Origin of the sequence: Sporolactobacillus terrae DSM 11697 (assembly GCF_000648615.1) — a bacterium.
Taxonomy (GTDB): Bacteria; Bacillota; Bacilli; order Bacillales; family Sporolactobacillaceae; genus Sporolactobacillus; species Sporolactobacillus terrae.
Genome location: NZ_JFZC01000073.1, coordinates 1 through 24,410, shown reverse-complemented (window position 1 = coordinate 24,410; position 24,410 = coordinate 1). Strand labels below are relative to the sequence as shown.

The following is a 24,410-nucleotide window of genomic DNA, read 5'->3' as shown; positions in this document are numbered from 1 at the left end:
TCCCTCACATGTCCTAACTGTCCCAATTTGATGTCTTTACTGTCCCAAAAACTTGGCACAGCTGTCCCTATTCAATGGCAATATACACTATAGCGCGTGCAATTTGAACTCTCTGTTGTTGTCCTCCAGAAAGTTCATCAACCGCCTGATTCTTATATTTACTAAGTTCAGTTAATTTCAATGCTTCTTCCGTCAGATGTTTTGCAATATTCATTTTGTACCCTGCTAGTAAAGCCCCCATCAAAACGTTATCAAATACACTTAGATACCAATCAATAGAAAGAGTTTGCGAACTAAAGCCGAGTTGATTAAATGTAAAATCATCTGTGAAATTAATTGAACCATGGTGTGGTTCAATTAAACCAGTTATAAGATTTATTAGTGTTGATTTTCCTGCTCCGTTTGCTCCAATCAGCCCAACAAAATCACCCGGATTAATCTGAAAGTTTATATGTTCAATACCCCTTCTATTTTTATAGTGATATGAAACATCATTGACAGAAAAAAATGTGTTACTAGGCATTATTATCACATCCATTTTTCAAGGTTAACAATATAGATTTAATATTTAATTCTTCTTTTATCAGTCTTTCAACAGAGCATCTTTAAAAGACTTATAAACTCGAACTGTTCCATTTTTGTATAATGAATACAATCTTTTATCTAGACTAATAATATCCACTGATGCAATATTACTCATCATACAAACTAGCTTCATTGTATTTAATTCATATATTTTTACATTATTATCCATAGTTTGGATGAATATATACTTATTTCTGAACCATCCAATATTAATAATTTCTTCATTGGTCTGGAAGATCGTTCTAATATTTATCGATGATCTATAATAAGAACCCAATAAGACTTCATTATTATGTCGTTTATTTTGAACAAATATGAATTTTTCAATTTCCCTATTAACTCCTAATAAATAAGATCTAACTTGATGAAAGTATTCTATATCTTTTTTCATAGATTTCATGATAAACGCCCTTTAGCCCTTTATTGTTAAATAAAAAGAGCGTTTTCCACGCCCTTTTTAAATTACACACATCCAACTGGCTCATGTGAAGCTACATTAACCATTTTCTTAATGATTCTGTCCAAGTACACCCTCAAAAAATTGGCTCTATAACTTTTGATAAAAATCCACATAGGCTGTTTCAAATGTGATCCTTAACTTACATTTTCTAGAATTTAGTACCTTCATTTCCACTATCCAATGGTACGATACAACTGCAAGTAGAACTATGGGCACCAGATAAAGCACCTTCAGCTACCATTCTAGAACCAGTAAGTGAAGTTAGAGCATCCAAATCTCGATTAAGAAAAATATCTCGTTCTTCCTCGCTTAATTTATAGGTATTTAAAATCTCCTGAGGATTTGATAAGAACTTTGATATTAATCTGTAATCAGACTGAAGCGAGTCTACTAATGATTCAAAACCATTTGACATTATTCAACCCTTTTTACTTGGTATTATATCAAATAATGATTTTGAATAAAGAAAATAATTCTGACCATTTCCATCAATATTCGACAAAAATTTCACTTAAATATCTTTTTTCTTATTATTCACATGTTTTTACTATTTTTTTATGTATAATTATGTCGTAAAACATTTTACATCTGTACAATTATGTATCCCGGTAAAGTCAGGTTTTTTATCTACCCGTATTCCGGTGTGTATATTGCCATTGAATAGTGCCAGCTGTGCCATAATTTAGAGCACGTTAGGACAGAACATAGAACCACTTGTGCCATATTAAGAGCCACCTCCTGAATGGGCATGCACCGTCGGTGCAAATTCATTTAATAGGAGGTTTTTGTGTGATCAAGTACCGTGAAATCTTACGTCTTCATGCGAAGGATTTAAGTATTCGCAGTATTGCTTCAGGGGTGGGTAGTTCTAGGAATACAGTCAGTGACGTTTTGAAACGTGCTAATGAAAAAGACGTTTTATGGCCGCTTGAAAAAGATGTTGATGACGCAGAACTGCAGGCTCTTCTGTTTCCAGAAAAGCACCAATCAGATGTGAGAAAGAAGCCGGACTGTGTCCACATTCACAAAGAAATGGCTCGGAATGGTGTGACTTTGTCTCTACTTTGGCATAAGTATGTTCAATTATGTCGCGAACAAAGAGAAATTCCATATAGTTACCGGCAATTTTGTCGTTTCTATACGCGCTACGCCACCAAGACAAAAGCAACCATGCGAATTAAGCGGAAGCCAGGAGAAACAATGGAAGTCGATTGGGCAGGTCAGACGGCATCCGTTAAGGTTTCCATCACTGGACAGGTAAATCCGGCTTATGTTTTTGTCGCTGTCCTTCCGTGTAGCCAATTTGCGTATGTAGAGGCTTTTTTGTCCATGGGCACATCGAGTTGGGTCCAGGCACATATCCATGCTTTTCAATTTTTTAATGGCGTTCCTCGGACGATTGTTCCTGACAATCTCAAGACAGGTGTAGATCGTTCCTCAAAAACGGACCCTATCATCAATAGGACCTATCAAGAATTAGCGGAACATTATCAGACAGCGATTATCCCCGCAAGAGTGCGTCATCCCAAAGATAAACCAAATGTCGAAGGAACCGTAAAAATCATATCCACTTGGATTATTGCCGCATTAAGAAATGGCCAGTACTTCTCCATTCGAGAACTCAATGTAGCCATTAGAGAAAAATTAGTTGAATACAATCAAAAACCATTTCAAAAGAAAAATGGAAGCAGACAATCCGCTTTTGCGGAGGAAGAGAGCTTTGCGCTGCTCCCTTTGCCTGCTTCCCCATACGAATTAGCCACTTGGAGAACAGCTACCGTACCCTATGATTATCACATATCTGTAGAAAAAATGTATTACTCCGTTCCCTATGAATACTTAAAACATCAAGTAGATATCCGCATGACTCAGCATATTATCGAAGTCTTCTATCAAGGTATGCGCATTGCATCGCATGTTCGTCTCGATGGAGATCCAGGTCAATTATCAACAAATCCCGATCATATGCCTGATCAACATAAAGACTATTTAACGTTTACTTCAGAGCATTTTTTAACATGGTCAAAATCCATAGGTACTCATACACAGATAACGGTTCAAGGATTTCTCGATTCCTATAAAGTGGAGAAACAAGCTTTAAAATCTTGCTTAGCCCTCTCGAAACTTGCGGACAAATACTCAGTAGAACGATTAGAAGCTGCATGCATGAGGGCTCTCAGTTATTCTCCAAGGCCTAATATCAAAAGCATCACAACGATCCTAAAGACTGGACAGGATAGAACAAGAAAATACCAATGGACAACAAAAATCTCATGGATTTATTAGAGGCGCAGCTTATTACGGGAGGACAGAAAAATGACCAATGACAGTACACTTTCAAAGTTAAATGAAATGCGCCTAAGTGCAATGGCTGAGTATTATCATGAACAGCTTCACAATCCTCAGTTTAATGACCTATCCTTTGAAGAACGATTCAGCCTGCTCGTAGATCGAGAATGGGATCACAAAAAAGCAACAAGCTAGACCGTCTCATCAAAAATGCTGGATTTCGATATCCTCAAGCCTGCATTGAAGATATTGAATATCATCCGGATCGTAAACTGGATAAGGCTCAAATTCTCCGATTAGCCTCCGGTCAATACATTCAGGAAAAGCATAATTTGATTATCAAAGGAGCCTCTGGGAACGGTAAATCTTATCTATCCTGTGCGTTTGGAATCGCTGCATGTCGGCAATTTTTTACCGTAAAGTATATTCGCTTGCCAGATTTATTGGATGAGCTCGCTGTCGCTAGGGGAGAAGGTGTTTTTCAAAAAGTAATGAAAGTGTACCGAAAGGTAAATCTTCTTATTCTAGATGAATGGCTTCTTACTTCACTGAAGGGGAATGAAGCAAGAGATTTACTTGAAATTGTAGAAGCAAGGCACCAAACATCCTCCACGATCTTCTGCTCACAATTCGATACACAAGGTTGGTACGAAAGCATTGGCGAAGCAACTTTAGCCGACGCGATCTTGGATCGAATCATCCATGACTCTTATAGCCTTTTAATTGACGGTGAAGTATCTATGAGAGAACGCCATGGGATAAAGCAATAAATGAAGCTGAGCCACCATTGAACGATGGTGGCTCTTCCTATGGCAAAAGCTGCTCTCGAATCTGTCCGAAGTGGCATATACACGGTGTTTTTATACTAAGTTCACCATAATAGAGTAAAAATCCAAGCAAAAAATTCTGCACTCAATCGTTCGGTCGTCCGGAAACCGGATGCTATGATCCATCAAGCGCTCACCAAGTAAGAGAACATAAAAGCCCCATTGTGGTGCGGAACGAACATGTGCCAACTTCTCCAAACAAAACGCGAGAGGCAACCAAAAATGAAACGAAAATTTGGGATGGTACTCAGTACCGTGTTTATAGTACTTTTTTCGCTACTGATTTTTATCGCTTTTCATGTTCAGTAAAGACTCAATATCAATGTGTGCCAAAAGTGTGCCAGACAAAATAAAAAAGCCCTAAAAACCTTGTTGTATCAAGGCTTTTAGGACACCAATAATTATTCCCACTCAATTGTTGCCGGTGGCTTGGAGGTGACGTCGTACACGATACGGTTGACGTGTTCAACCTCGTTGACGATTCGGGTTGAGATCTTCTCGAGCACGTCCCATGGGATGCGTGCCCAGTCGGAGGTCATGCCGTCGATCGACGTTACGGCGCGGATCGCGATGCAGTGATCGTAGGTGCGGCCATCGCCCATGACGCCGACGCTCTGGATGTTCGGCAGGACGGTGAAGTATTGCCAAATGTCGCGGTCGAGGCCGGCTTTTTTGATTTCTTCGCGCAGAATCGCGTCGGATTCGCGCACGAGTTCGAGTTTTTCTTCGTCGATGGCGCCGAGAACGCGGATACCGAGGCCCGGTCCTGGGAACGGCTGACGCCAAACGATATCGTCGGCGAGACCGAGCTCCGTACCCAGTGCGCGCACTTCGTCTTTGAACAGCGTGTTCAGCGGTTCGATCAGCTTGAACTTCATGTCTTCCGGAAGTCCGCCGACGTTGTGGTGCGATTTAATGTTCTGCGATGAGCCGCCGGCGCCGCTTTCGACAACGTCGGTGTAGAGCGTGCCTTGTACAAGGAAGGAAATGTCCTTGAGCTTGTTCGCTTCATCTTGGAACAGATAGATAAATTCATTGCCGATGATCTTGCGCTTCTTTTCCGGATCGCTGACGCCTTCCAGCTTATCGAGGAAGCGTTTCTTGGCATCGACATGAATGAAGTTCATATGAAAACGGTTCTGGAATGTGTCGACAACGCCTTCTGCTTCGCCTTTGCGGAGCAGACCGTGATCAACAAAAATGCAGGTCAGCTGATCGCCGATTGCTTTGTGCACAAGCGCTGCAGCAACCGATGAATCGACTCCGCCGCTCAATGCACAAATGACGTTTTGATCGCCGACGGTGGCTTGGATCTTTTCCACTTGCTGATCGATAAAGTGTTCCATCGACCAGCTTTTTTCTGCGCCGCAAATGCTGTAAACGAAATTGCTCAGCAGTTCGTTGCCATGCACGGAGTGGCGCACTTCCGGATGGAACTGAACAGCGTAAACGTTCTTCGCGTGGTTTGCCATCGCCGCAACGGGACATGATGGGCTGCTTGCTTCGATTTTGAAGCCTTCCGGTAGCGTCTTGACACGGTCGCCGTGGCTCATCCATACCGTTTGGGTTGCCGGAAGTCCCTTGAACAGCGGGTTATCGGTATTGGCCGTGATATCCGCTTTTCCATATTCGCGGCGTGTCGCACGTTCAACCGTTGAGCCGTAGTGCTTGCTGATCAGCTGCAAACCGTAGCAGATCCCCAGAATTGGAATATCCAGATCGAAAATAGCCGGGTCGCACAGCGGTGCCCCTTCATCATAAACACTGTTCGGTCCGCCGGAGAAAATGATCCCCTTTGGCTTCTTCTCTTTAATTTGTTCTGCAGTCAATGTATTCGGAAACAGTTCGCTGTACACGCCTAAGTCGCGAATACGGCGCGCAATCAGCTGATTGTACTGACCACCGAAATCCATGACAAGAATCAAGTTGTTTGCTTGTCCCATCCTTTTGTCCCACCTCAACTGTTGTTTATCAATCACAGACAGCACTGCTTTGTATTGTCCATACTATTTAAAAAGCCGGAGGCCGCGGGAGCTTCCAGTCTTTCTTTCCGGTACTATTATTCGCTATTTTTCATCAAAATGCACTACTTTTCCTATTTTAACAATGAATGCGATGTTCAGCAAGCGCTCACTTCCTATAATGGGGTAAAGTTTTGTATCCATGCACAGATCTGTGCAATAATTAATGACGTACAAAGCGCATAAACTTTTCAGCCTGAATTTTAAATCAATCATTTGAATGGAAAAGGAGTGAACGCGTCATGAAAATTGCTTCACTACAAGTGCAGATCAACGATTCGGAAACCGCCGCCGATCGGATGAAAAAAGTTGATGCCCAACTTGAGCATCTGCACGGCTATGACTTTATCCTGCTGCCGGAGATCTGGATGACCGGCTATAATACCTTTAATCGTTATATGGAGGAAGCAGAACCGCTTGACGGCGCTTTCGCCGCTCATTATGCGAAAAAAGCTAAAACATTGCATGCTTATTTGTTCGCCGGCAGCTTTGTTGAGAAAAGCGGCGGCCAGTATTACAATACGAGCCTTCTCTTTAACCGGGAAGGTGAGCGAATTGCTGCTTACCGGAAAATTCATCTGTTTACCTATGGTTCTGAAGAAGGCGAGCTGCTGACTCGCGGCACAGATCCGGTGACGGTGGAAACGGAATTTGGCAAGGTCGGCCTAGCCACCTGCTACGACTTGCGCTTTCCGGAACAGTTCCGCAAAGCGCTTGACCGGGGTGCGAAAATGTTCCTAGTCACCTCCGCCTGGCCGCTCGCTCGCCTAGAACATTGGAAACTTTTTAATGCTGCTCGTGCCGTAGAAAACCAATGCTACCTTGTCTCCTGCAACTGCGTCGGCAACAACCAAGGCGTGATTCTCGGCGGACATAGTCGCGTCGTCGACCCATGGGGCAACGTACTGGCAACTGGAGATGAAACCGAATCAATCGTCACCGCCGCTTTCGACCTTAGTATGGTGGATCAGATCCGCGAGGACTTCCCGCAGCTGAAGCACCGCGTCCCGATAAACTAAAGCGCCCTCACCCGCCTGCCACCTCGCGCAAGCGGGTTTTTTCTTTCCCATAGACAAAAAAGAACACCCGATTATCTCAGGTGCCAAGATTTTTTCTTATAGAAAAGGGGGAGAGTTAAACAATGAATCATCGATTAACTCTCCATATCTTAACGTCCGTTCCTTAAGAAATGCTTAATACGCGATCCCGAAACGGCAAAAAAATAAACCCTCTTTTGCAAGGGTCTAAAAGAAAATCTATTAACAGGGGGAAGTTAAACAAACACAATTCATTGAACATTTATATCATAACCGCTATTGCCGCTAAATAGTCAATATCGGTAAATTTTTGAAATAAATGTGGGCTTTTTCACATTTATTGCTGATGATCAACGAACACATGGTAAGGAACTTTGAGATGGATAATCCCATTCGAATACGGGGCAACTTCATATTCCTGAAAAATGATTTCGATTCCGTGATCGTTAAAAGCGAATTGACTTTTCTTTAAGTCAACACCTTTGAATGCATCAAGGAAGAAATCGTACCGCCCTTCCTTTTTCAATTTCTCCATCTGCTGTTTCAAATAGCGATTGACAAGCTTCTCTTCATGCGTGCTGCGGATGACGTCCTTTAATAAAAAGCGGCGGCCGCTGCGCGTATCAAAATTATAGACCGTTTCATGATGCATGCCGTGCGCGCCGCCTGTGTACGATTCATCAACAAAAGAAACGCTGAGCAAACATTCTTTGTTAAATAGGACGGATGGCAACGTATGCGCATAGTACGGACCCGCTGCACTGATTAATTGATCATGTTCATATTGCTTCTTATACTCTTCGTCCGTTTTCTTCACTTTTTCCGCATGTTTACGGAATACGCGATTGATTTGATCAGCAATTTGCTGATCCTCAATCCCGGATTGGATCACCGGATACGTGATCCCTTCACTAAGCCGTTGCATTTTATACTGTACCGGCGGGCAATTATCCGCTTGGGCACTGGGGACACTCCCCCATGAGAAGAGGCAGAGAACGAGAGCAAGCATGAAAAACCGTTTTATATTCATCTGCGGCAGCTCCTTTCTTTGCTCCTTAGTATATCCGGACAAAGAGAAGCTATGAATGCTGAAAAAATAATCTGAGAAAGTTGTGCTGGAGCGCTCACTTACCTCTTCGAAAACTTTTAAAAAATAAAATCCACCATGCGATCAAAAATACGTACCCAATCGTAACATAGTACGCCCAAACAGCGCCGTGCAGCAGCTGACTGTATAAATGCTCAAACTCATTCCTTCCGTTTGCTCTGCCAATACTTCCAAGCACGCTGACCACTGGAATCGTTAGTGTAAACACAAGGGCGCCAAGCGACCAGAGCTTGAACTGATGCCGAAACAGACCGATGATCGCCGCGACTAAGGTTGCAACAAAGGTCAAATAATAGATGATCCAAAACCAATTCGGAAGCGTTTCCCAATCCATCATTTCATTCCCCCGCTCATCTTCTGATTCATCCATCATACCATGATAGCTCACGCATCAGCCCGCATTTATTGTTCGTGGTTCCGCACATTTCATGCGGAAAATTTTACGTAGGTCTCGTATCATCTAATTAACCGCCTACAATATGATGTTTTTCTCATCACTCGAAGCCAAAAAGCGAACATGTGTTCACGAAAAGTCTTCAAAAAGAACGTGCGTTCGTATATACTATAACTAGAGGTGATGGTAATGCTTTCTGATTTTGAACGAAAACTGCGGCAAATCATCCTAAATGATCTAAATATGGGGCGAACAATGCGTTTAGACGACTTGGCGCAGCGAACCGGCCATGACAAGCAGGAAATCGTGAAAATTATTGAGGGTTTGAAGCAGATACCGATTCGTGAGGGTGGGTTGGGCTCATGATACCTCAGCAAAGGATTAAACCGTCAGCGTAAATCAACGCACCCCAAGAAACACAAAACGCATCAAAAAATGAGCTATACTATAAACGAACAGAAAACGAACAGAGAAAGATTAACCGTTCCTTCTCGCTAGTGACCTCTTTAGATTCCCCGCGTGGTACGCGATTTTTTTAACAAAAAAAGACTCCTAAAAGGGAGTCTAGCAGGGGAATAAATCATAAATGATACATCGTTCAATCCGTGAATTGTTTTGGGCAACGGATATTAACGCTTATTTAAGTAATGGCTTAAAGTATGCTGGTTGTCTTGAATTAATTAACTTATCTTGATTAAACCAATTGTTTGGCTGTATCGTTTGAAAGTTAACAGCTAATGCTTCCTCTTTATTTGAAGATGCTGCCACTGGTTGATCCAATCCATAAAGAGGATCAATTGTATATAATGCACTTCCGCCTTTAAACCCTTTATCTGTGCCAACATAATTAGAAATCACGGTGTAGCTTTGCGCATCAATAGCAATTTGTGACCAAAGCTGATTTGTTCCTTTCGGATAACGTTTTACTGACATATTTGGATTGATTTCCATAGTACCTGCAAATTGTCCATACCAAGATGAAGGTACGGCAATGATATCCGCGCGTTGAACGGAAAGAACGCTTGATATTTCAGGGAAATTCACGTCATTGCCGATCATGAGACCAACTTTTCCCAAGTTGTTGTCCGTAAAAACGTTAAGCTGATCTCCTGGTGTCGCCCACTTTTTATCATATGAACTGAGCTGTGTTTGTCTATATTTACCGTCAATTTTACCATTCTTATTTAAGAGAATAGCCGTATTGTAAAGTTTCTCACCTGATTTTTCAATTAAACCATAAACAATTGCTGTGTTATATTCTAATGCCAACTTTTTCATAAATTGAGTGGTTTGTCCATTTACTGACTCACCGTATGAAGCCATTTTATTTACATGCAACAATTCAGATGGGCCGGTTACCGACAGTTCCGGCAACACTACTAAGCGCATTGCTTTTTCCTTATCACGGGCGCTGCCTATTTTTTTACGGATTAGATTTTCTATTTTAGACTCATTTGCCTTTTTATCTCCCGATACGGGTTCATACTGAAGGGTCAGTGCGCTAACATGCTTAGGTTTCGTTGAAGCTGTATAATCCCAAGGCGCCACATGTAACATCAAGTCTTGATATAATTCCGGTCGACGTTCCTTCAATCTTCTTTTATTCTCATTGTCATATTGTTTTGGATCAATGGAAGCATACGTAATTGTCGTTTTTGAAACGTCATCCTCAGGCTTTGTAATCAATGGTGCTTCGGCAAGCTTTTTCCCCGTCGGTGACCAAATCGCGCTTGCACCAATCATATGGAAGCCATTCTCTGTATTCGATCGGTTAGCACTAACGATATAGAAACCGTTTTGCATTGCACGCGCAGGCAATGCTGCAATCGCTTGAGCAGATGAATTTGTTGGGAAAACCAAGATATCCGCTCCAGCCACGGCTGCTAACCGGGCTGTTTCCGAATATGCATTATCCATGCATATATTAATCGCTAGTTTCCCCAGTTCTGTTTTAAATACAGGCACTCCAAGATCACCCCATGCAGCCCAATGTTCCTCTGTTTCCCATTGATGTGTCTTTCGATATTTACCGACGTATCCATTTGGTCCAACTAACGCTGAAGCATTATAGTAAATATTTGTTTTTGGCTCTTTTTCTGCCATGCCAAATACTATGTAAGCGTGATATTTTTTTGTTAATTTTGCGAATTTATTTGTTGCCTTCCCAGGAATTGTATCGACATAGGGTTTTATAGCTTCGCGATCCTTATAGTAATAACCCGTTGTTGCCATTTCCGGGGCCACTGCTAATTTTGCTCCATGTTTAAAAGCCGTTTCAACTTGTTCATAAAGTGCCTCAATATTTTTATCGCGTTCATTTAGCTTCGGATTGAATTCAATGGAAGCAACTTTAAATGGCTTTGATTCTTGTTTCGTGGAAGACTTTGCGTCTGACGTTGAATTTTTTCCATAGAAGATAATTAATGAAATGATTGCAACGATTGCTGCTAACAGAATAATATAAAAATATGGTTTACGACGAATGACAGACATTCTTTCCTCCTTAACGATACAAAACATGTTAGGTTTTATTACGTGAATGAAGTTAATTATAACGAGTTACTGGTTATGTGTAAATATAATTACAGAAAATAAATTCTATTTATAATAATTATTCATTATCTGTCTATTTTTAATTCTCTTAATTTCACGGTAGTCCCTCCGATATGGTAAAATGAGGTATGGTTGATCGGGAGGGATCCCGATTTTTTAATACACATAAGGTGATGTACATGAAACTCTTCAAAACTTCTTTGATCGTTATCATGATTCCAACTGGTCTTTTCATACTGGGAGACCTAATCTTCGGATTCCAGCAACAGCAGCGCGATAACATCTGGCTAAGACTACCGAGTCCACTCTTTTGGCTTTCTACTCTGATCTATGTCGTTTTAAAGGAAGTTCAAGCAGATAAAAAGTAGTGCCGTACTGCAAATTAAACTTCGATCCATCTCCAGTCAAGGTTACACAATTCTTTATAAACGGTAATCATGACATCAGAATCATTTCTTTCAAGTTTCAATGCGCTTCCGTTTTTCTCAAGAGTTATTTTCACGATTTGATCGAAAGGCTCTGAATCATAGGTAAACTCAAATATGCCATCATGCTTTCCTGATTCCAGTTCATCACCTTTGAAAAACCATCAATAAAGTCGAACTTATCGTGCAAAAATCCCTTTAGTTCAGCGATTAAATGAGTGTTATTTATCCCGAAGCAAATCTGATTATCCAAAATATCCATCCCCTTTTTGTTTCGTTTTAGCTGTCTACTCTGCAACTTCTCAATCATCCCCACCGCATCCGGAGTATAATAAAACAAAAGTAAATGTTTGGAGCTGATCAAATGTTTCAGACTGTTTTCACTAAACTCAAATGCCCTTTTAAAGCAAAACGATTTTTGTATCTGGAACTTCCCTATTTAGTCATTGGAGCGCTATGGCTGGTTTTTGCTCCTGACAAATATCATTTCTGGATCACTTATTATGTTTTGGCCTATTTGTTCCTTGTAATGATCTGCGATATTATCGACTGGAACAAAGTTAAAAAGCGCAATCAAAACAACGATTCCTGAAATATCCCCTTACCATCACATTTTGAAAGGACTGTATGAATTTGAACTGGAAACTCTATACCATTTTAATTATTCCTGCCCTTATCAGCTTAATAATTATAGGGATCTTTTTCCGATCACATTATTTCTTAATTCCCGCAGTTGTAGCAGTCTTTTGGGTTCTGTACTACTCCATCAATTACATTCACAAAAGAATGGCAAAACGTAATTAAAACAGCGATTTCTGATAAAAGCCCATCCGCTGTATGGTTATCCAATGTTTGTGCACACAGTTGAATCTGGGATAAAGAAAATATTATCTCATACGGATATTGCAACGGTTAAAAAGGATTTAACACCTCACGCGCTTAGACATACTCATACCTCACTCCTGGCTGAGGCAGGCGTGGACCTTATTCGAATTATGGAACGTCTCGGACACGTTGATGATGCCACAATAAGAAAAACCGGGCAAAAAGCGTCCGGTCCTTACTTCCGCCTTCCATTCGGGCTTTGTTCATCACCTTGTGCACAAACGACACTCCAGCTGCTCGCTTGCCGCGGGCGCACCGCAAGCCTCCTCAGACAGGCAAGAATCTGCGGGGTCTCGCTGGCACGCATCAACAAAGCGCGATCCCGCTGGCGTCTCGCTCTGCGCTTTGATTCTTGGTCAAGACACGGGTCTATGGGTTTGAAGATGGGGCAAAATCTTATACTTTCTTTTCCTGTGAGAAAAACATCTACTTTCTCACTCAATACATACCCAGTCCTTTAAATTAAAATTTTATCCAACTATTTGCACAAATCTGACTATTATGTTATAAAATAAGTGTACCAAAGCTGCTTAACCACGGACGAGGCCCAAATTATCAATCGGTTAAACGCAAGGTATTTTTTTATGACCTTTTTTTGGTGAAGACCCATTCATGGGTCTTCAGTTAGATATTGACAAAATTATTAGATATTTAAATAATTTTTTTTTCAAAAAAAAGAGATATTCTATTCACCGTTTATCATGTATCCCGGCACAGCCGAGTAGCTTAATTTATGTCCTTTCGCTCCTTCGATCTGTTTCTCTGCATCCAAGCACTTTTGGTAGTTCTGTTATATGTTCTTAAGCGAATGACCTCATGAAAATTGCGCTCATATCATTGTGGTTACCTCCTTCGTTTTAGCTGTCAACTGCACAAAAAAGTTAATCATCCACACAGCATCCCAAGTATAATGAATTTCGAGAGGAAACGATAACCATGAATGAATTTCTTACTGATTTGAAAAAACGATTCACAGGAAAACGGCTTGTATTTTTGACAATCCCATATTTAGTGATCTTGCTTTCATTTTTGTTTCTGCCTTACCTTGGCCCTTATGAATCAATGATTCTACTTGTCCTTCTTATTTCCTACGCTGTTGCAAATTGGATCTGGGATAGGTTTGATCGAAAAAGGAATCAAAACAAAAATTGCTGATAAAACTTATTTTGCACACCTCCCACTTGTATTTCTTTACATTCATTCCCAGGATTTTTGTTCGTACCAACAAAATGAAAAAAGATACCTCTCAGAAGATGGATCGATATCTGAAAGGTATCCGTAAAATCACTTTATGATTCTCATTTGAAATAAAATGAGGATTTTTTGCTACTTTTTAGCCTTTTTTGTTTCCGAAAACCGCTCATAAATCCTATTGTAAAGGGATTTATTGAGGTTCTATCACATCATGCCGCCCATGCCGCCCATGCCTGGTGCGCCTGCTGGCATTTGCGGTTCTGCATGTTCTTCCGGTTTGTCGGCAACGACTGCTTCAGTGGTCAGCAGCATTGCGGATACGGAAGCTGCGTTTTGCAGTGCAGAACGCGTGACCTTCGTTGGATCGACAATTCCGTTTTCAATCATGTTTACCCAATTGCCTTTGGCAGCGTCAAAGCCGATACCGGCTTCTTGAGCTTTCAGTTTTTCAACGATGATCGAGCCTTCGAGGCCTGCGTTTTCACCGATTTGGCGTACTGGTTCTTCAAGCGCGCGAACAACGATGTTGATTCCGGTCTGTTCATCGCCTTCAGCCTCCAGTGCCTTAACATTCTTGATGACGTTGGCAAGTGCTGTACCGCCTCCGGCTACAATCCCTTCCTGAACTGCAGCGCGTGTCGAGTTCAATGCGTCTTCGATACGCAGTTTGCGTTCTTTCAGTTCAGTTTCGGTTGCCGCACCGACTTTGATCACTGCGACACCGCCGGACAATTTAGCCAGACGTTCTTGCAGTTTTTCTTTATCGAAATCAGAAGTGGTTTCTTCCAATTGTGCTTTGATTTGGCTGACACGGCCGGCGATCTTATCCGGTGCGCCTGCGCCTTCAACAACCGTCGTGTTTTCTTTGGTTACGATGACTTTGCCTGCTGTTCCAAGTTGGTCAACCGTTGTTTCTTTCAGTTCAAGACCGAGGTCGCTCGTGATCACTTGACCGCCAGTCAATACAGCGATGTCTTCGAGCATTGCTTTTCTGCGATCGCCGAAGCCAGGAGCCTTAACCGCAACAACGTTGAATGTCCCGCGCAGTTTGTTCAGTACGAGCGTTGCCAGGGCTTCGCCTTCAACGTCTTCAGCAATAATCAACATTGGTTTGCCTTGTTGTACAACCTTTTCAAGAACCGGCAGGATTTCCTGAATGTTGGAGATCTTCTTGTCGGTGATTAAGATGTATGGGTTGTCAAGAACGGCTTCCATCTTGTCTTGGTCGGTCACCATGTATGCGGAAGCGTAACCGCGATCAAATTGCATCCCTTCAACCACGTCTAGTTCCGTTGCAAAGCCTTTGGATTCTTCAAGCGTTACTACGCCGTCATTGCCGACTTTTTCCATCGCTTCGGCGATCAGTTCGCCGACTTTTTCGTCAGCAGCAGAGATTGCGGCAACTTGTGCGATCGATGCTTTGCCTTCGATTGGTTTTGAAATTTCTTTCAAGCCTTCAACGGCAGCCTGCGTTGCTTTTTCAATTCCGCGGCGGATACCCATTGGGTTTGCGCCGGAAGCAACGTTCTTCAAGCCTTCGCGAATCATCGACTGAGCCAGAACCGTAGCGGTTGTTGTACCGTCACCGGCAACGTCGTTTGTTTTGCTGGCAACTTCGGATACGAGACGCGCACCCATGTTTTCAAATTTATCTTCGAGTTCGATTTCTTTTGCAATGGTTACACCGTCATTAGTGATCAGCGGTGAGCCGTATTTTTTGTCAAGGACAACGTTGCGGCCTTTCGGTCCAAGCGTTACTTTAACCGCATTAGCCAATACGTCGACCCCGCGCAGCATTGAGCGGCGCGCTTCTTCACCAAATTTAATATCTTTTGCCATTGTGAATAGTCCCTCCTAATGTAAATGCGATCAAAAAATCTTTTCAACGTACAATCTGTCAGACAATCAGCCGATTACTGCAAGAACATCATCCTGACGGACAACGAGATACGTCTTGCCGTCATATTTTACTTCTGTTCCTGCATATTTTGAAAAGATTACTTTTTCTCCTTCTTTTACATCCAAAGCGATGCGTTCGCCTTTGTCCGATACCTTGCCGGCACCAACAGCAACGATGCGGCCTTCTTGCGGCTTCTCTTTAGCCGAGTCAGGAAGTACAATACCGCTTGCAGTCTTCTCTTCTTTTTCTTGTGGTTCGATCACAATACGATCACCCAATGGCTTTAACATGTTGAAATACCCTCCTTAAAAATGTTAAGTAAAGTACTTTGTTAGCACTCCATGCACCTGAGTGCTAATCCATTTAATATAATAATCAATTCCATATAGATTTGCAAGTTTTTCCTTAAAAATATTTGCGCAGTAAAAAATGAGAAAACGGGGAAAAAGAAATAGAAAAGAAGCTATGTTAAAATAGGACAATAAGTCTTCGTGAAAATCATGTCATCAGCATTGCCACAAACGTTTGAAACGATACTTAAGAATATGAGGTGTCCGGACTTGCTTTTACGCTACATCCTAGTTGTTTTTGTTTATTTCGCCTGTGTTCTATCACCGCTGTTTCCCTGGTTTCCGAGTGCGCATCAAAGTACCGCATACATAAATACGTACACTGCCGTCTTTTTTGTGACCGTCATCATTATCGGTCTGCTGCTGCTTCCAGAGCGCCGGATGGAGCGGAGCATGCGCGCGTCTTGGGGGGAGTCGATCGCCTGGGCAATTTGCGGCATCTTCATTCTCTATGTGTTGCAGATCGCTGCTGTGCTGATCAACAATCTGATTCTTGGTCAGCCGCTGTCATCTGAACATACAGCCGGCATCGTTAAAATGGCGAAAACTGCGCCGCTTTTTATTTTCGCCGTTAGTGTCATCGGCCCGATACTTGAAGAAATCGTCTTTCGTAAAATTCTCTTCGGAAGTCTAAAAAAAGTGATCGGCTTTATTTTTTCCGCTGTGATCAGTTCGCTAGTCTTCGCCGCCGGTCACTTTGACTTTTCGCATCTGCTTATCTATTTTGTGATCGGCTTCTTTCTTTGTTATGCCTATCATAAAACCGGCCGAATTTGGGTGACCATGTTCATGCACGCGGCGATGAATACGATCGTTGTCCTGCTTACGATGAACGTTCAGCTGACCAATACAACCGGATGGATTCACTGGCTGCTCTGAACTCCAGCCCTGTGCGATGGGTTCGCGTCTTTTCGGTGCTGAATCGTCGCTTCGGTTACTCGCTTGCCGCGGGCGCACCACAAGCCTCCTCAGACAGGCAGGAATCCGCGGCGTCTCGCATCTGCGCGTTGATGCACGGTCTTTTGCATGACCAAAAATCTTATACTTTGTACGTAAATACAAGTTAGACGCTTTATCTCAAGGGTATTTTCATTCCGGCGGTGTCCCGCGCCCCCCAAGCGGGTCATGAATGTTTCTTATCCTGTGAGAAAAACGGAGCCCCGATCTGGGACTCCGTTTTTCTAGTACACGTTTTTATGCTTCGTCGAGGCTGGTCAGAATTTCCGGACCGTTCTTCGTAATCGCAAGCGTATGTTCATACTGTGCAGACAAGGAACCGTCAACCGTTCGCGCGGTCCAACCGTTTGAATCAACCTTCGCGTGCCAGTCACCGGTATTGAGCATTGGCTCAATCGTGATCGTCATCCCTTCACGCAGGCGCAAACCGCGTCCAGGACGCCCGTAATGGGCAACGGGCGGATCTTCGTGCATCGTTGGTCCGATGCCATGCCCGACAAATTCGCGGACAACGCTGAGCCCTTCTGCCTCCGCATAGCTTTGAATCGCGTAGCCGATATCGCCGAGACGATTGCCGACAACCGCTTGTTCAATGCCTTTATACAGCGATTTTTCCGTTGTTTCAAGCAGGTGCTGCGCTTCATCGGAGATTTCTCCAACCGCATAGCTCCAGGCTGAATCGGACATCGCGCCGTTCAGATTAACCACCATGTCAATGGTGACAATGTCACCTTTTTTTAGTGGCTTTTTGTTGGGAAAGCCATGACAGATCTCATCATTTACCGACGCGCAAGTCGCAAATTGATAACCTTCGAAGCCTTTTTCTTCAGGAATAGCGCCGTTTTTTTCAAGAAAGTCGTTCACGAATTCCTCGATCTCCCACGTTGTTGTTCCGGGACGAATCATTGATTTAATGTGCTGATGGGCGCGGGCCAGCAATTGGCCGGATTTTTTCATCTCAGCAATTTCATTAGCTGATTTTAATTGAATCATTATTTCATTCCACCTTATCTTTGAACCTGATCGGATAAAACGCATTACTCTCGCTTCATGTTTCACGTCGTCAAGGTTTCACCTGTATTTTACCACTTAATCTTTAAGAATTCTTTGTTTCCATTGAATGATTCAGAAAGTAGATCAGTGCTTGAAGTTCAACCGTCATATCGACATGACGGACATAGGCATTCTCAGGAAGGTTTAAGGTCGTTGGCGAAAAGTTCAAGAATCCGCGAATTCCTGAGGCCAATGCCTTCTCTGCCGCTTCTTGAGCATGAGCTGCCGGAACGGTCAGAATTGCGGCGACAATCTCATGATGATCGTTCGCTGCAAGTTCATCCATCGCAAATACTTTTGTCCCGCTCACCTCTGTACCGATTTTTTTCGGATCAACATCATAAGCACGTACAATTTGCGTATTATTATTCTTTAGAAAGTTATGGTTGAGCAGCGCCGTACCCAAATGACCGACACCAATCAGGATCACGCGATTTAGTTCATCTTGGTACAGCGTCTTTTTTAAAAAATCCATTAAATATTGCGTATCGTAGCCGTAGCCTTTTCTCCCCAGCGCACCAAAATAGGAAAAGTCCTTACGGATCGTCGTCGAATCGATTTGCACAAGCTCACCGAATTTCGAGGATGAGATGCGCGTCTTCCCATTCGCAACCAGTTGCTGAAGGGTTCGGTAATACAATGGAAGCCGCTCGGCTGTCGCCTGCGGTACAGTTTGGCTAGCCATGACCGAATCTCGCCTCCCAATCGTCCAATCTCAATATTATTTGCGCCATGGATGCTTCTCGTTCAACTATACTATATTCACCGATTCATTTGTTCTTTATTTCACAATCCTTACTGTTTTCGCCTCATTTTTCCCGGATCATGCCCTTTATGTTGCCCAATAAAACGCCAGTACGCTACAATAAAACTAACTATCCTTATTATACTCAAGGTAAGCGTCTATCGCTTGCACGCTGCCTTGCATTGAACGAATTCCTAATTGTGTCTGAGGTGAAGATCCGTGCTGCTTCTACAAACAAGTGAGATCAGCAAATCATTTGGTACTGATCTTGTTTTATCAACGATTACGATCGATGTCCAGTTCGGCGAACGTGTTGCGCTTGTCGGCCGAAACGGGGCAGGAAAGTCAACGCTTCTGAAAATCATCGCCGGCAAAATGAGCGCCGACAGCGGCGAAGTGATCATGCCCAAGGATCGCACCATGGGCTATTTGCCGCAAAATGCTACCCTTGACTCAACACGCGGCATCTATGACGAACTGGTCTCGGTTTTCAGTCCGCTCATCGCGCTTGAGAAGAAGATGCGCGCGATGGAGGCGCAGATGGCTGATCCCGGCACCTTTTCAAACCCTAAAGATTATGAACAACTGCTCAAATCTTATGACCTGATCCAAGCCGACTACCGTGCAAAAGGCGGATTTACATATCAGGCAGAAACCCGAAGCGTGCTGAATGGCTTGAAATTCGGACATTTTCCCGACGATACACCCGTCTGCAACCTCTCCGGCGGGCAAAAGACGCAGCTTGCGCTTGGCAAACTGCTGCTGATGAAACCCGATCTGTTAATCCTTGACGAACCGACCAACCATCTGGACATCGACACACTCTCTTGGCTGGAAAATTACCTGCAGCGTTATAACGGCAGCGTGCTCGTTGTCTCGCATGACCGCTATTTTCTTGACAAAATTGCGACAAAGGTATTTGAAATTGCTCGTCACCGCGTGCGCAAATACACCGGCAATTACTCGCGCTATCTCCAACAGCGTGCAGCGGAGTATGAGAGCGAAATGAAGGCCTATGACAAACAGCAAAAAGAAGTTGCCAAGCTGCAGGAATTTATTCAGAAAAATATCGTCCGCGCCTCGACGACCAAACGCGCGCAAAGCCGGCGCAAACAATTGGAGAAGATGGAACGGATGGAACGGCCGACAGGCGATGCAAAATCGGCCAAATTCTCATTCACAATCGAGCAACAGAGCGGCCGAGACGTCTTGGCCGTTTCCAATCTCAGTGTTGGTTACGCAGAACAGGCACCGATGATTTCCGATCTGACTTTTCGAATCAGCCGCGGTGACCGTGTCGCATTGGTCGGACCGAACGGAATCGGAAAATCGACCGTCCTTAAAGCGATCGCCGGATCGGCCACTCGTCTCGCAGGTGATGTACGCCTCGGGAGCAAGGTCAGCATTGGTTACTACGATCAGGAACAGCGCAGCCTCGATCCAACAAAAACGGCGCTTCATGAACTTTGGGATGATTATCCACTGACTCCAGAAGGAGATATTCGCACCGTACTCGGCGGCTTTCTTTTCTCCGGAGCTGAAGCCGATAAGTTGGTCGCACAATTAAGCGGTGGTGAGAAGGCGCGTGTCATGCTCGCTAAGCTGATGATGCGCCACGATAACCTGCTGATGCTTGACGAGCCGACCAATCATCTCGATTTGGACAGCAAAGAGGTCTTGGAAAATGCGCTGATTGACTATCCGGGAACGATCTTATTCGTATCCCATGACCGTTACTTTATCAACAATCTTGCCAGTCGCGTGTTTGAGTTGTCGCGTGAGGGGATCACGGAATACCTCGGCGATTATGACTATTACATCGATAAAAAAACCGAGCAGCAAGAAATTGCAGCGCTTGATCACCAAGCAGAAACAACACAGCAAAAAGAAGCCGCTGCGCCGGAAGGCAAAAGCCAATTTTTAAAAGATAAAGAGCTAAAGAAGAAGAAACGTCAGCTTATCCGCTTCATCGAGCAGTCGGAAGCAGAGATCAGCGCATTAGAAGAAAAGATAGAACAAAACCAACAAGCATTACTCAAGCCGGAAGTGTTTAGCGATACAAAGAAAGCTCGCGAAACTCAGGAAGCCATTGAACAATTGGAAGCCCAGCTTAACAAAATGATGGAGGATTGGGAAGCGGCACAGCTGGAGCTCGACAACTTTGATTGCTGATTTGCAGTTATCCACAGTATGAAGGGAATTTATCCACAAATAAATATGTTTATCCCCAGATCATTCCGTTTATACCCACACTTATTCACATGTATTGTGGATAAGTGGTTATCTGTGTTGCACATGCACTTATCCACCGGTGCATAAGTCTTCTAAAATTCTTTTCAAATCTGGCACTCGGTGTGTATCATTGGTGAATACGTCCGTTGATCCTACACAACCTGTGCTTAACTTGTGAAAACAACGAAACAATTGCAAATTGATCACCTATTGTGGAAAAACGGTCATGAACTGTGGAAAAGCGAAGCGAAATCCAAAACAATCAATAAGCCGCCCCAGTCGGCAAAATAAAGAGCCTCAAAGGCACGGCCTTTGAGGCTCTTTATTTTGCATCCTATACGTTTTAATCACGCTTAAAAATCTTCAATGTTCAAATTCGCACGTCCGTTTAACGAGAGATCGGCACGCGTTCCTTTGAGGAAGCCGATTGTTCCCGACGCAGCAATCATTGCTGCATTATCCGTGCACAACGAGAGCGGCGGTATGGTCAGCGGTATTGATCGCGTTCGAGCCGCCTCTTCTATTTCAGAACGAATCTTGCTGTTTGCCGAAACCCCACCTGCAACCAAAATCTGTTTGGCATGAACACGCTCGGCCGCCATCATTGTCTTTTTGACTAGTACTTCGCTGACGCTTTCTTGGAAGCTGGCGGCAATGTCGGCATGATTCAGCTTATGACCGCGTTGCTGCTCGTTATGCACATAGTTAATCACAGCCGATTTTAAGCCGCTGAAACTGAAGTCCAGTGACCCTTCTTCCAACCAAGCACGCGGAAAGTCAATAACCGGAGATCCTTGCTTAGCCAAACGATCGATTTCCGGACCTCCCGGGTAAGGCAGACCGAGCGTGCGGGCAACCTTATCAAATGCTTCTCCGGCCGCGTCATCTCTCGTGGTTCCGATCACCTCATAGGCGCCATGTTCTTTCATATGAACAAGTTCCGTATGACCGCCTGAAACAACAAGTGCAATTAATGGAAAGTGCAGTTCACTAACCATTCGGTTTGCGTAAATATGTCCGGTAATATGATGCACCGGAATAAGCGGCAGCTGATGCGCATAAGCAAGCGCCTTGGCTGCATTTACGCCGACAAGCAACGCACCGATCAAACCGGGGCCTTGCGTGACGGCGATCCCGTCAAGGTCTTCCCAGGCCACTCCGGATTTGCGCAACGCTTCCTCGCAGATCACGGTGATTTGATCCACATGATGTCGTGATGCAATTTCAGGAACAACTCCGCCGAAGCGGCGATGAACCTCAATTTGTGATGCAACAGCATTCGAACGAATCACTGTTCCGTTCTCCACGACCGCAGCGGCCGTTTCATCACAACTTGTTTCAATACCTAAAATTAGCGTTTTCTGATTTACATTTAGTTTCATAATCTCACCCACATCACAAGTGCATCTTCCCCGTTATTTGAATAGTAATTTTTGCGGATCCCTCCGTCACGAAATCCAAGTTTGCGGTACAGATTCTGTGCCACTTGATTGCTGAGGCGCACCTCTAAACTCACCGAGTGCGCATGCTGGGACAATGCATGGAGCATGACGTGGCGGAGCAATGATTCACCGACCTTATAACCTCGATAACCGCTCAGTACAGCCAGATTGGTAATATGCGCCTCATCAACGATGCCCCAAATACCGCAATAGCCAACAATTTTTCCTTCAAAATCTGCAACAAAATAGCTTGCAAACTGATTGCTCGAAATTTCATTTTCAAATGCCCTTCGCGACCACGGCACTTCAAAAGCACTGTGCTCAACAACCATGACCTGATCGATATCTGTCATGGTCATCGGACGTATCGTGAATGATCGTAAATCCGGCATGTTTATCGCCCCTGTTTGGCCAGCCACTTCGCTTCAGCTTCTGCTAAGCGAAGGTAAACCGGCAAAAAGTGATGCACATCAGAAACCGGTTCTTTTGTTGCGCCGATTCGTGCCAGTTCTGCCGGTCTCGGCAGATTCTGCGTGCTGTCTCCCAGCACTGCAAAGGCTTCGGAACTGAGCTTCTCGCCCCATTTGTCAAGATCGTTACTGAGAAAAAGTACCGGACGTTCACGCTTTGCAAGCGCCGGGAGCCAATTCTCCATCAGGACGAGCTGATCGGGAACAGTCTGTACCATTTTGCCGTCTTTTTGCTCATATAAACCGGCAAAGACCTGTCCACGTCTTGCATCGAAGAACGGCGCAACATATCCGTCAAATCCGCGCCCGTTCTGAGCGACGACCTCTAGGCTTGAAACCCCGACAAGTTCCTTTTTTAGTGTCCAAGCCATCGTTTTAGCAATGGTTATGCCAATGCGTAGACCCGTATACGATCCCGGTCCTTCCGCAACGACAATCCGATCGAGTTCTGAAGGCTTTAAACCCGCCGCTTGAACGATTTGTGCAAGAGCAGGCATTAATCGTTCCGAATGATTTTTCTTATTGTTGGTGATCAGCTCGCTTAGCACCTTCTGCTCCGCCGTCACGGCAACGCCCATCACTAAATTGGATGAATCAATGGCTAATACGTTCATCTTTTGATATCTCCTCATATATACGCTCAGATCGTGTACCGCCAGCTGTGCAAGTAATGGTCCGTTCCTGCTCATTCACACGCTTAACAGCAATGGACAAGACGTCATCCGGAAGCCACGAAGGAATGTTCTCGGCCCATTCGATGACCGTAACCCCGTCCTGCTCAAAATAGTCTTCCAAACCAATATCCTCTTCATCGCTGATCCGATACACATCCATATGATAAAGGGCAATACGCCCACTATGGTATTCTTTTACAATTGTAAAGGTCGGACTGTTCACCATTTCATCAATACCTAGTCCTTTTGCCAGACCTTTCGTAAAAACGGTCTTCCCTGCACCAAGATCCCCTGATAAAGTCAAACAATCGCCTGGTTTCAAATAATCCGCCAGACATTTAGAAAAATACATGGTTTCTTCAGGGGAATGGGTCGTCCATTGTTGCATCATGTTCACCTTTTCATTCATTTTCAGTTGGTTCAGGACCATGCGTCCACTGATTACAGAACAACTTAAGTGTACCATAATCAGCCGTGAACTACACCGGATCGGTCATAAAGTACTGGGCTTCTTCGAACATTACTCTGCATGCGGTTTTCATTCATCAACGCTATGCTTGTACGACACTTCAGCTGCTCGCTTGCCGCGGGCGATCCGGAGGCTTCCTCTATAATCAGGAAAGTTCCTTTACAATTTGCAGAAGTTCCTACTACCGCATAAAATCATTTTCTTATCCTGCAAAAAAACACGCGTCTCTCAATTTCTGAGAAACGCGTGTTTATCGCTTTGCCTGGCAGTGACCTACTCTCACAGGGGGACAGCCCCCAATTACCATCGGCACAGAAGAGCTTAACGACCGTGTTCGGGA

Annotated in this window: 21 protein-coding genes, 1 rRNA gene and 1 pseudogene; 8 read left to right on the top strand and 15 right to left on the bottom strand. The window is 43.9% G+C overall.

Translation table 11 applies throughout. The features are described 5' to 3' along the window. Positions 1–67: 67 nt before the first annotated feature. Together AA84_RS17970 and AA84_RS0113595 are read right to left on the bottom strand one after the other, a co-directional pair. A complete protein-coding gene (locus tag AA84_RS17970) occupies positions 68–523 on the bottom strand; it encodes an ATP-binding cassette domain-containing protein (protein ID WP_051578038.1) in 456 nt (151 codons plus the stop codon). A 60-nt stretch (positions 524–583) separates the two neighbouring features. Continuing rightward, on the bottom strand, positions 584–985 hold the full coding sequence (locus AA84_RS0113595; protein ID WP_028977655.1) for a hypothetical protein: 402 nt from the start codon (positions 983–985) through the stop codon (positions 584–586). Between the two features lie 849 nt (positions 986–1,834). On the opposite strand from AA84_RS0113595, the gene istA reads away from it, so the two are divergent. Both istA and istB read left to right on the top strand, forming a co-directional pair. Continuing rightward, positions 1,835–3,331, top strand: coding sequence for an IS21 family transposase (gene istA, locus AA84_RS17965; protein WP_223362304.1), 1,497 nt, complete (start codon positions 1,835–1,837; stop codon positions 3,329–3,331). Between the two features lie 30 nt (positions 3,332–3,361). Continuing rightward, positions 3,362–4,104, top strand: a pseudogene (istB, locus tag AA84_RS17960) (IS21-like element helper ATPase IstB). 458 nt (positions 4,105–4,562) lie between these two features. On the opposite strand, the gene guaA reads toward istB, so the two are convergent. After that, positions 4,563–6,104 carry a glutamine-hydrolyzing GMP synthase gene (gene guaA, locus AA84_RS0113580; protein WP_028977654.1) on the bottom strand — a complete coding sequence of 514 codons (1,542 nt, stop codon included), beginning with the start codon at positions 6,102–6,104 and terminating at the stop codon, positions 4,563–4,565. Positions 6,105–6,424: 320 nt separating this feature from the next. Here guaA and AA84_RS0113575 point away from each other — a divergent pair, with 320 nt between their 5' ends. Continuing rightward, positions 6,425–7,201 carry a carbon-nitrogen family hydrolase gene (locus AA84_RS0113575; protein ID WP_028977653.1) on the top strand — a complete coding sequence of 259 codons (777 nt, stop codon included), beginning with the start codon at positions 6,425–6,427 and terminating at the stop codon, positions 7,199–7,201. Between the two features lie 355 nt (positions 7,202–7,556). Here AA84_RS0113575 and AA84_RS0113570 read toward each other — a convergent pair whose 3' ends face one another. Both AA84_RS0113570 and AA84_RS0113565 read right to left on the bottom strand, forming a co-directional pair. Beyond that, positions 7,557–8,249: a DUF3298 and DUF4163 domain-containing protein gene (locus AA84_RS0113570; protein WP_028977652.1), complete on the bottom strand. Its 693-nt coding sequence runs from the start codon at positions 8,247–8,249 to the stop codon at positions 7,557–7,559. 94 nt (positions 8,250–8,343) lie between these two features. Then, positions 8,344–8,715 carry a hypothetical protein gene (locus AA84_RS0113565; RefSeq protein ID WP_328286236.1) on the bottom strand — a complete coding sequence of 124 codons (372 nt, stop codon included), beginning with the start codon at positions 8,713–8,715 and terminating at the stop codon, positions 8,344–8,346. A gap of 195 nt (positions 8,716–8,910) precedes the next feature. Here AA84_RS0113565 and AA84_RS19090 point away from each other — a divergent pair, with 195 nt between their 5' ends. Continuing rightward, positions 8,911–9,087 carry a hypothetical protein gene (locus AA84_RS19090; RefSeq protein WP_156031536.1) on the top strand — a complete coding sequence of 59 codons (177 nt, stop codon included), beginning with the start codon at positions 8,911–8,913 and terminating at the stop codon, positions 9,085–9,087. Positions 9,088–9,357: 270 nt separating this feature from the next. Here the strand turns inward: AA84_RS19090 and AA84_RS0113555 are convergent, their stop codons facing one another. After that, positions 9,358–11,214, bottom strand: a complete 1,857-nt coding sequence (locus AA84_RS0113555) for a nitrilase-related carbon-nitrogen hydrolase (RefSeq protein WP_081791799.1) — start codon at positions 11,212–11,214, stop codon at positions 9,358–9,360. 849 nt (positions 11,215–12,063) lie between these two features. On the opposite strand from AA84_RS0113555, the gene AA84_RS0113540 reads away from it, so the two are divergent. Together AA84_RS0113540 and AA84_RS18715 are read left to right on the top strand one after the other, a co-directional pair. After that, positions 12,064–12,291: a hypothetical protein gene (locus AA84_RS0113540; protein ID WP_028977647.1), complete on the top strand. Its 228-nt coding sequence runs from the start codon at positions 12,064–12,066 to the stop codon at positions 12,289–12,291. A 256-nt stretch (positions 12,292–12,547) separates the two neighbouring features. Further along, positions 12,548–13,045, top strand: coding sequence for a tyrosine-type recombinase/integrase (locus tag AA84_RS18715; RefSeq protein ID WP_081791798.1), 498 nt, complete (start codon positions 12,548–12,550; stop codon positions 13,043–13,045). A gap of 937 nt (positions 13,046–13,982) precedes the next feature. Here the strand turns inward: AA84_RS18715 and groL are convergent. Then, positions 13,983–15,617 carry a chaperonin GroEL gene (gene groL, locus AA84_RS0113530; RefSeq protein ID WP_028977645.1) on the bottom strand — a complete coding sequence of 545 codons (1,635 nt, stop codon included), beginning with the start codon at positions 15,615–15,617 and terminating at the stop codon, positions 13,983–13,985. 66 nt (positions 15,618–15,683) lie between these two features. Then, entirely contained in the window at positions 15,684–15,968 is a 285-nt protein-coding gene (groES, locus tag AA84_RS0113525) for a co-chaperone GroES (RefSeq protein WP_010023603.1), read from the bottom strand. Between the two features lie 270 nt (positions 15,969–16,238). Between groES and AA84_RS17955 the strand changes: the two genes are divergently transcribed. Beyond that, a complete protein-coding gene (locus tag AA84_RS17955; RefSeq protein WP_051575316.1) occupies positions 16,239–16,907 on the top strand; it encodes a CPBP family intramembrane glutamic endopeptidase in 669 nt (222 codons plus the stop codon). Between the two features lie 315 nt (positions 16,908–17,222). On the opposite strand, the gene map is transcribed toward AA84_RS17955, so the two are convergent. Together map and AA84_RS0113510 are read right to left on the bottom strand one after the other, a co-directional pair. Continuing rightward, positions 17,223–17,978 (bottom strand): type I methionyl aminopeptidase, encoded by a 756-nt coding sequence (gene map, locus AA84_RS0113515; protein ID WP_028977644.1) that lies wholly within the window; start codon positions 17,976–17,978, stop codon positions 17,223–17,225. A 103-nt stretch (positions 17,979–18,081) separates the two neighbouring features. After that, positions 18,082–18,723, bottom strand: a complete 642-nt coding sequence (locus AA84_RS0113510; protein WP_028977643.1) for a redox-sensing transcriptional repressor Rex — start codon at positions 18,721–18,723, stop codon at positions 18,082–18,084. Positions 18,724–19,002: 279 nt separating this feature from the next. Between AA84_RS0113510 and AA84_RS0113505 the strand changes: the two genes are divergently transcribed. Further along, entirely contained in the window at positions 19,003–20,955 is a 1,953-nt protein-coding gene (locus AA84_RS0113505; RefSeq protein ID WP_028977642.1) for an ABC transporter ATP-binding protein, read from the top strand. Between the two features lie 413 nt (positions 20,956–21,368). Here the strand turns inward: AA84_RS0113505 and tsaD are convergent, their stop codons facing one another. From tsaD to rrf, 5 genes are all read right to left on the bottom strand, one after another. Beyond that, positions 21,369–22,397, bottom strand: a complete 1,029-nt coding sequence (gene tsaD, locus AA84_RS0113500) for a tRNA (adenosine(37)-N6)-threonylcarbamoyltransferase complex transferase subunit TsaD (RefSeq protein ID WP_028977641.1) — start codon at positions 22,395–22,397, stop codon at positions 21,369–21,371. Continuing rightward, positions 22,394–22,849, bottom strand: a complete 456-nt coding sequence (gene rimI / locus AA84_RS0113495; RefSeq protein WP_028977640.1) for a ribosomal protein S18-alanine N-acetyltransferase — start codon at positions 22,847–22,849, stop codon at positions 22,394–22,396. The genes tsaD and rimI overlap by 4 nt, the downstream gene beginning before the upstream one ends. A 2-nt stretch (positions 22,850–22,851) precedes the next feature. Then, on the bottom strand, positions 22,852–23,541 hold the full coding sequence (gene tsaB / locus AA84_RS0113490; protein ID WP_028977639.1) for a tRNA (adenosine(37)-N6)-threonylcarbamoyltransferase complex dimerization subunit type 1 TsaB: 690 nt from the start codon (positions 23,539–23,541) through the stop codon (positions 22,852–22,854). Then, positions 23,522–23,992, bottom strand: coding sequence for a tRNA (adenosine(37)-N6)-threonylcarbamoyltransferase complex ATPase subunit type 1 TsaE (tsaE, locus tag AA84_RS0113485; protein ID WP_028977638.1), 471 nt, complete (start codon positions 23,990–23,992; stop codon positions 23,522–23,524). Before tsaE ends, tsaB begins: the two co-directional genes overlap by 20 nt. A gap of 338 nt (positions 23,993–24,330) precedes the next feature. Continuing rightward, positions 24,331–24,410 (bottom strand): 5S ribosomal RNA (gene rrf / locus AA84_RS19705); the annotation flags it as partial.

Excerpts from the sequence above, each read along its gene's own strand:
- guaA (WP_028977654.1), bottom strand. The coding sequence starts at position 6,104 with ATGGGACAAGCAAACAACTTGATTCTTGTCATGGATTTCGGTGGTCAG.
- groL (WP_028977645.1), bottom strand. The coding sequence starts at position 15,617 with ATGGCAAAAGATATTAAATTTGGTGAAGAAGCGCGCCGCTCAATGCTG.
- AA84_RS0113555 (WP_081791799.1), bottom strand. The coding sequence starts at position 11,214 with ATGTCTGTCATTCGTCGTAAACCATATTTTTATATTATTCTGTTAGCA.
- AA84_RS18715 (WP_081791798.1), top strand. The coding sequence starts at position 12,548 with ATGTTTGTGCACACAGTTGAATCTGGGATAAAGAAAATATTATCTCAT.
- AA84_RS0113595 (WP_028977655.1), bottom strand. The coding sequence starts at position 985 with ATGAAATCTATGAAAAAAGATATAGAATACTTTCATCAAGTTAGATCT.
- tsaD (WP_028977641.1), bottom strand. The coding sequence starts at position 22,397 with ATGAAACTAAATGTAAATCAGAAAACGCTAATTTTAGGTATTGAAACA.
- AA84_RS0113540 (WP_028977647.1), top strand. The coding sequence starts at position 12,064 with ATGTTTCAGACTGTTTTCACTAAACTCAAATGCCCTTTTAAAGCAAAA.
- tsaE (WP_028977638.1), bottom strand. The coding sequence starts at position 23,992 with ATGATGCAACAATGGACGACCCATTCCCCTGAAGAAACCATGTATTTT.
- rimI (WP_028977640.1), bottom strand. The coding sequence starts at position 22,849 with ATGCCGGATTTACGATCATTCACGATACGTCCGATGACCATGACAGAT.
- AA84_RS17970 (WP_051578038.1), bottom strand. The coding sequence starts at position 523 with ATGCCTAGTAACACATTTTTTTCTGTCAATGATGTTTCATATCACTAT.
- AA84_RS0113510 (WP_028977643.1), bottom strand. The coding sequence starts at position 18,723 with ATGGCTAGCCAAACTGTACCGCAGGCGACAGCCGAGCGGCTTCCATTG.
- AA84_RS0113575 (WP_028977653.1), top strand. The coding sequence starts at position 6,425 with ATGAAAATTGCTTCACTACAAGTGCAGATCAACGATTCGGAAACCGCC.
- tsaB (WP_028977639.1), bottom strand. The coding sequence starts at position 23,541 with ATGAACGTATTAGCCATTGATTCATCCAATTTAGTGATGGGCGTTGCC.
- groES (WP_010023603.1), bottom strand. The coding sequence starts at position 15,968 with ATGTTAAAGCCATTGGGTGATCGTATTGTGATCGAACCACAAGAAAAA.
- AA84_RS0113570 (WP_028977652.1), bottom strand. The coding sequence starts at position 8,249 with ATGAATATAAAACGGTTTTTCATGCTTGCTCTCGTTCTCTGCCTCTTC.
- map (WP_028977644.1), bottom strand. The coding sequence starts at position 17,978 with ATGATTCAATTAAAATCAGCTAATGAAATTGCTGAGATGAAAAAATCC.
- AA84_RS19090 (WP_156031536.1), top strand. The coding sequence starts at position 8,911 with ATGCTTTCTGATTTTGAACGAAAACTGCGGCAAATCATCCTAAATGAT.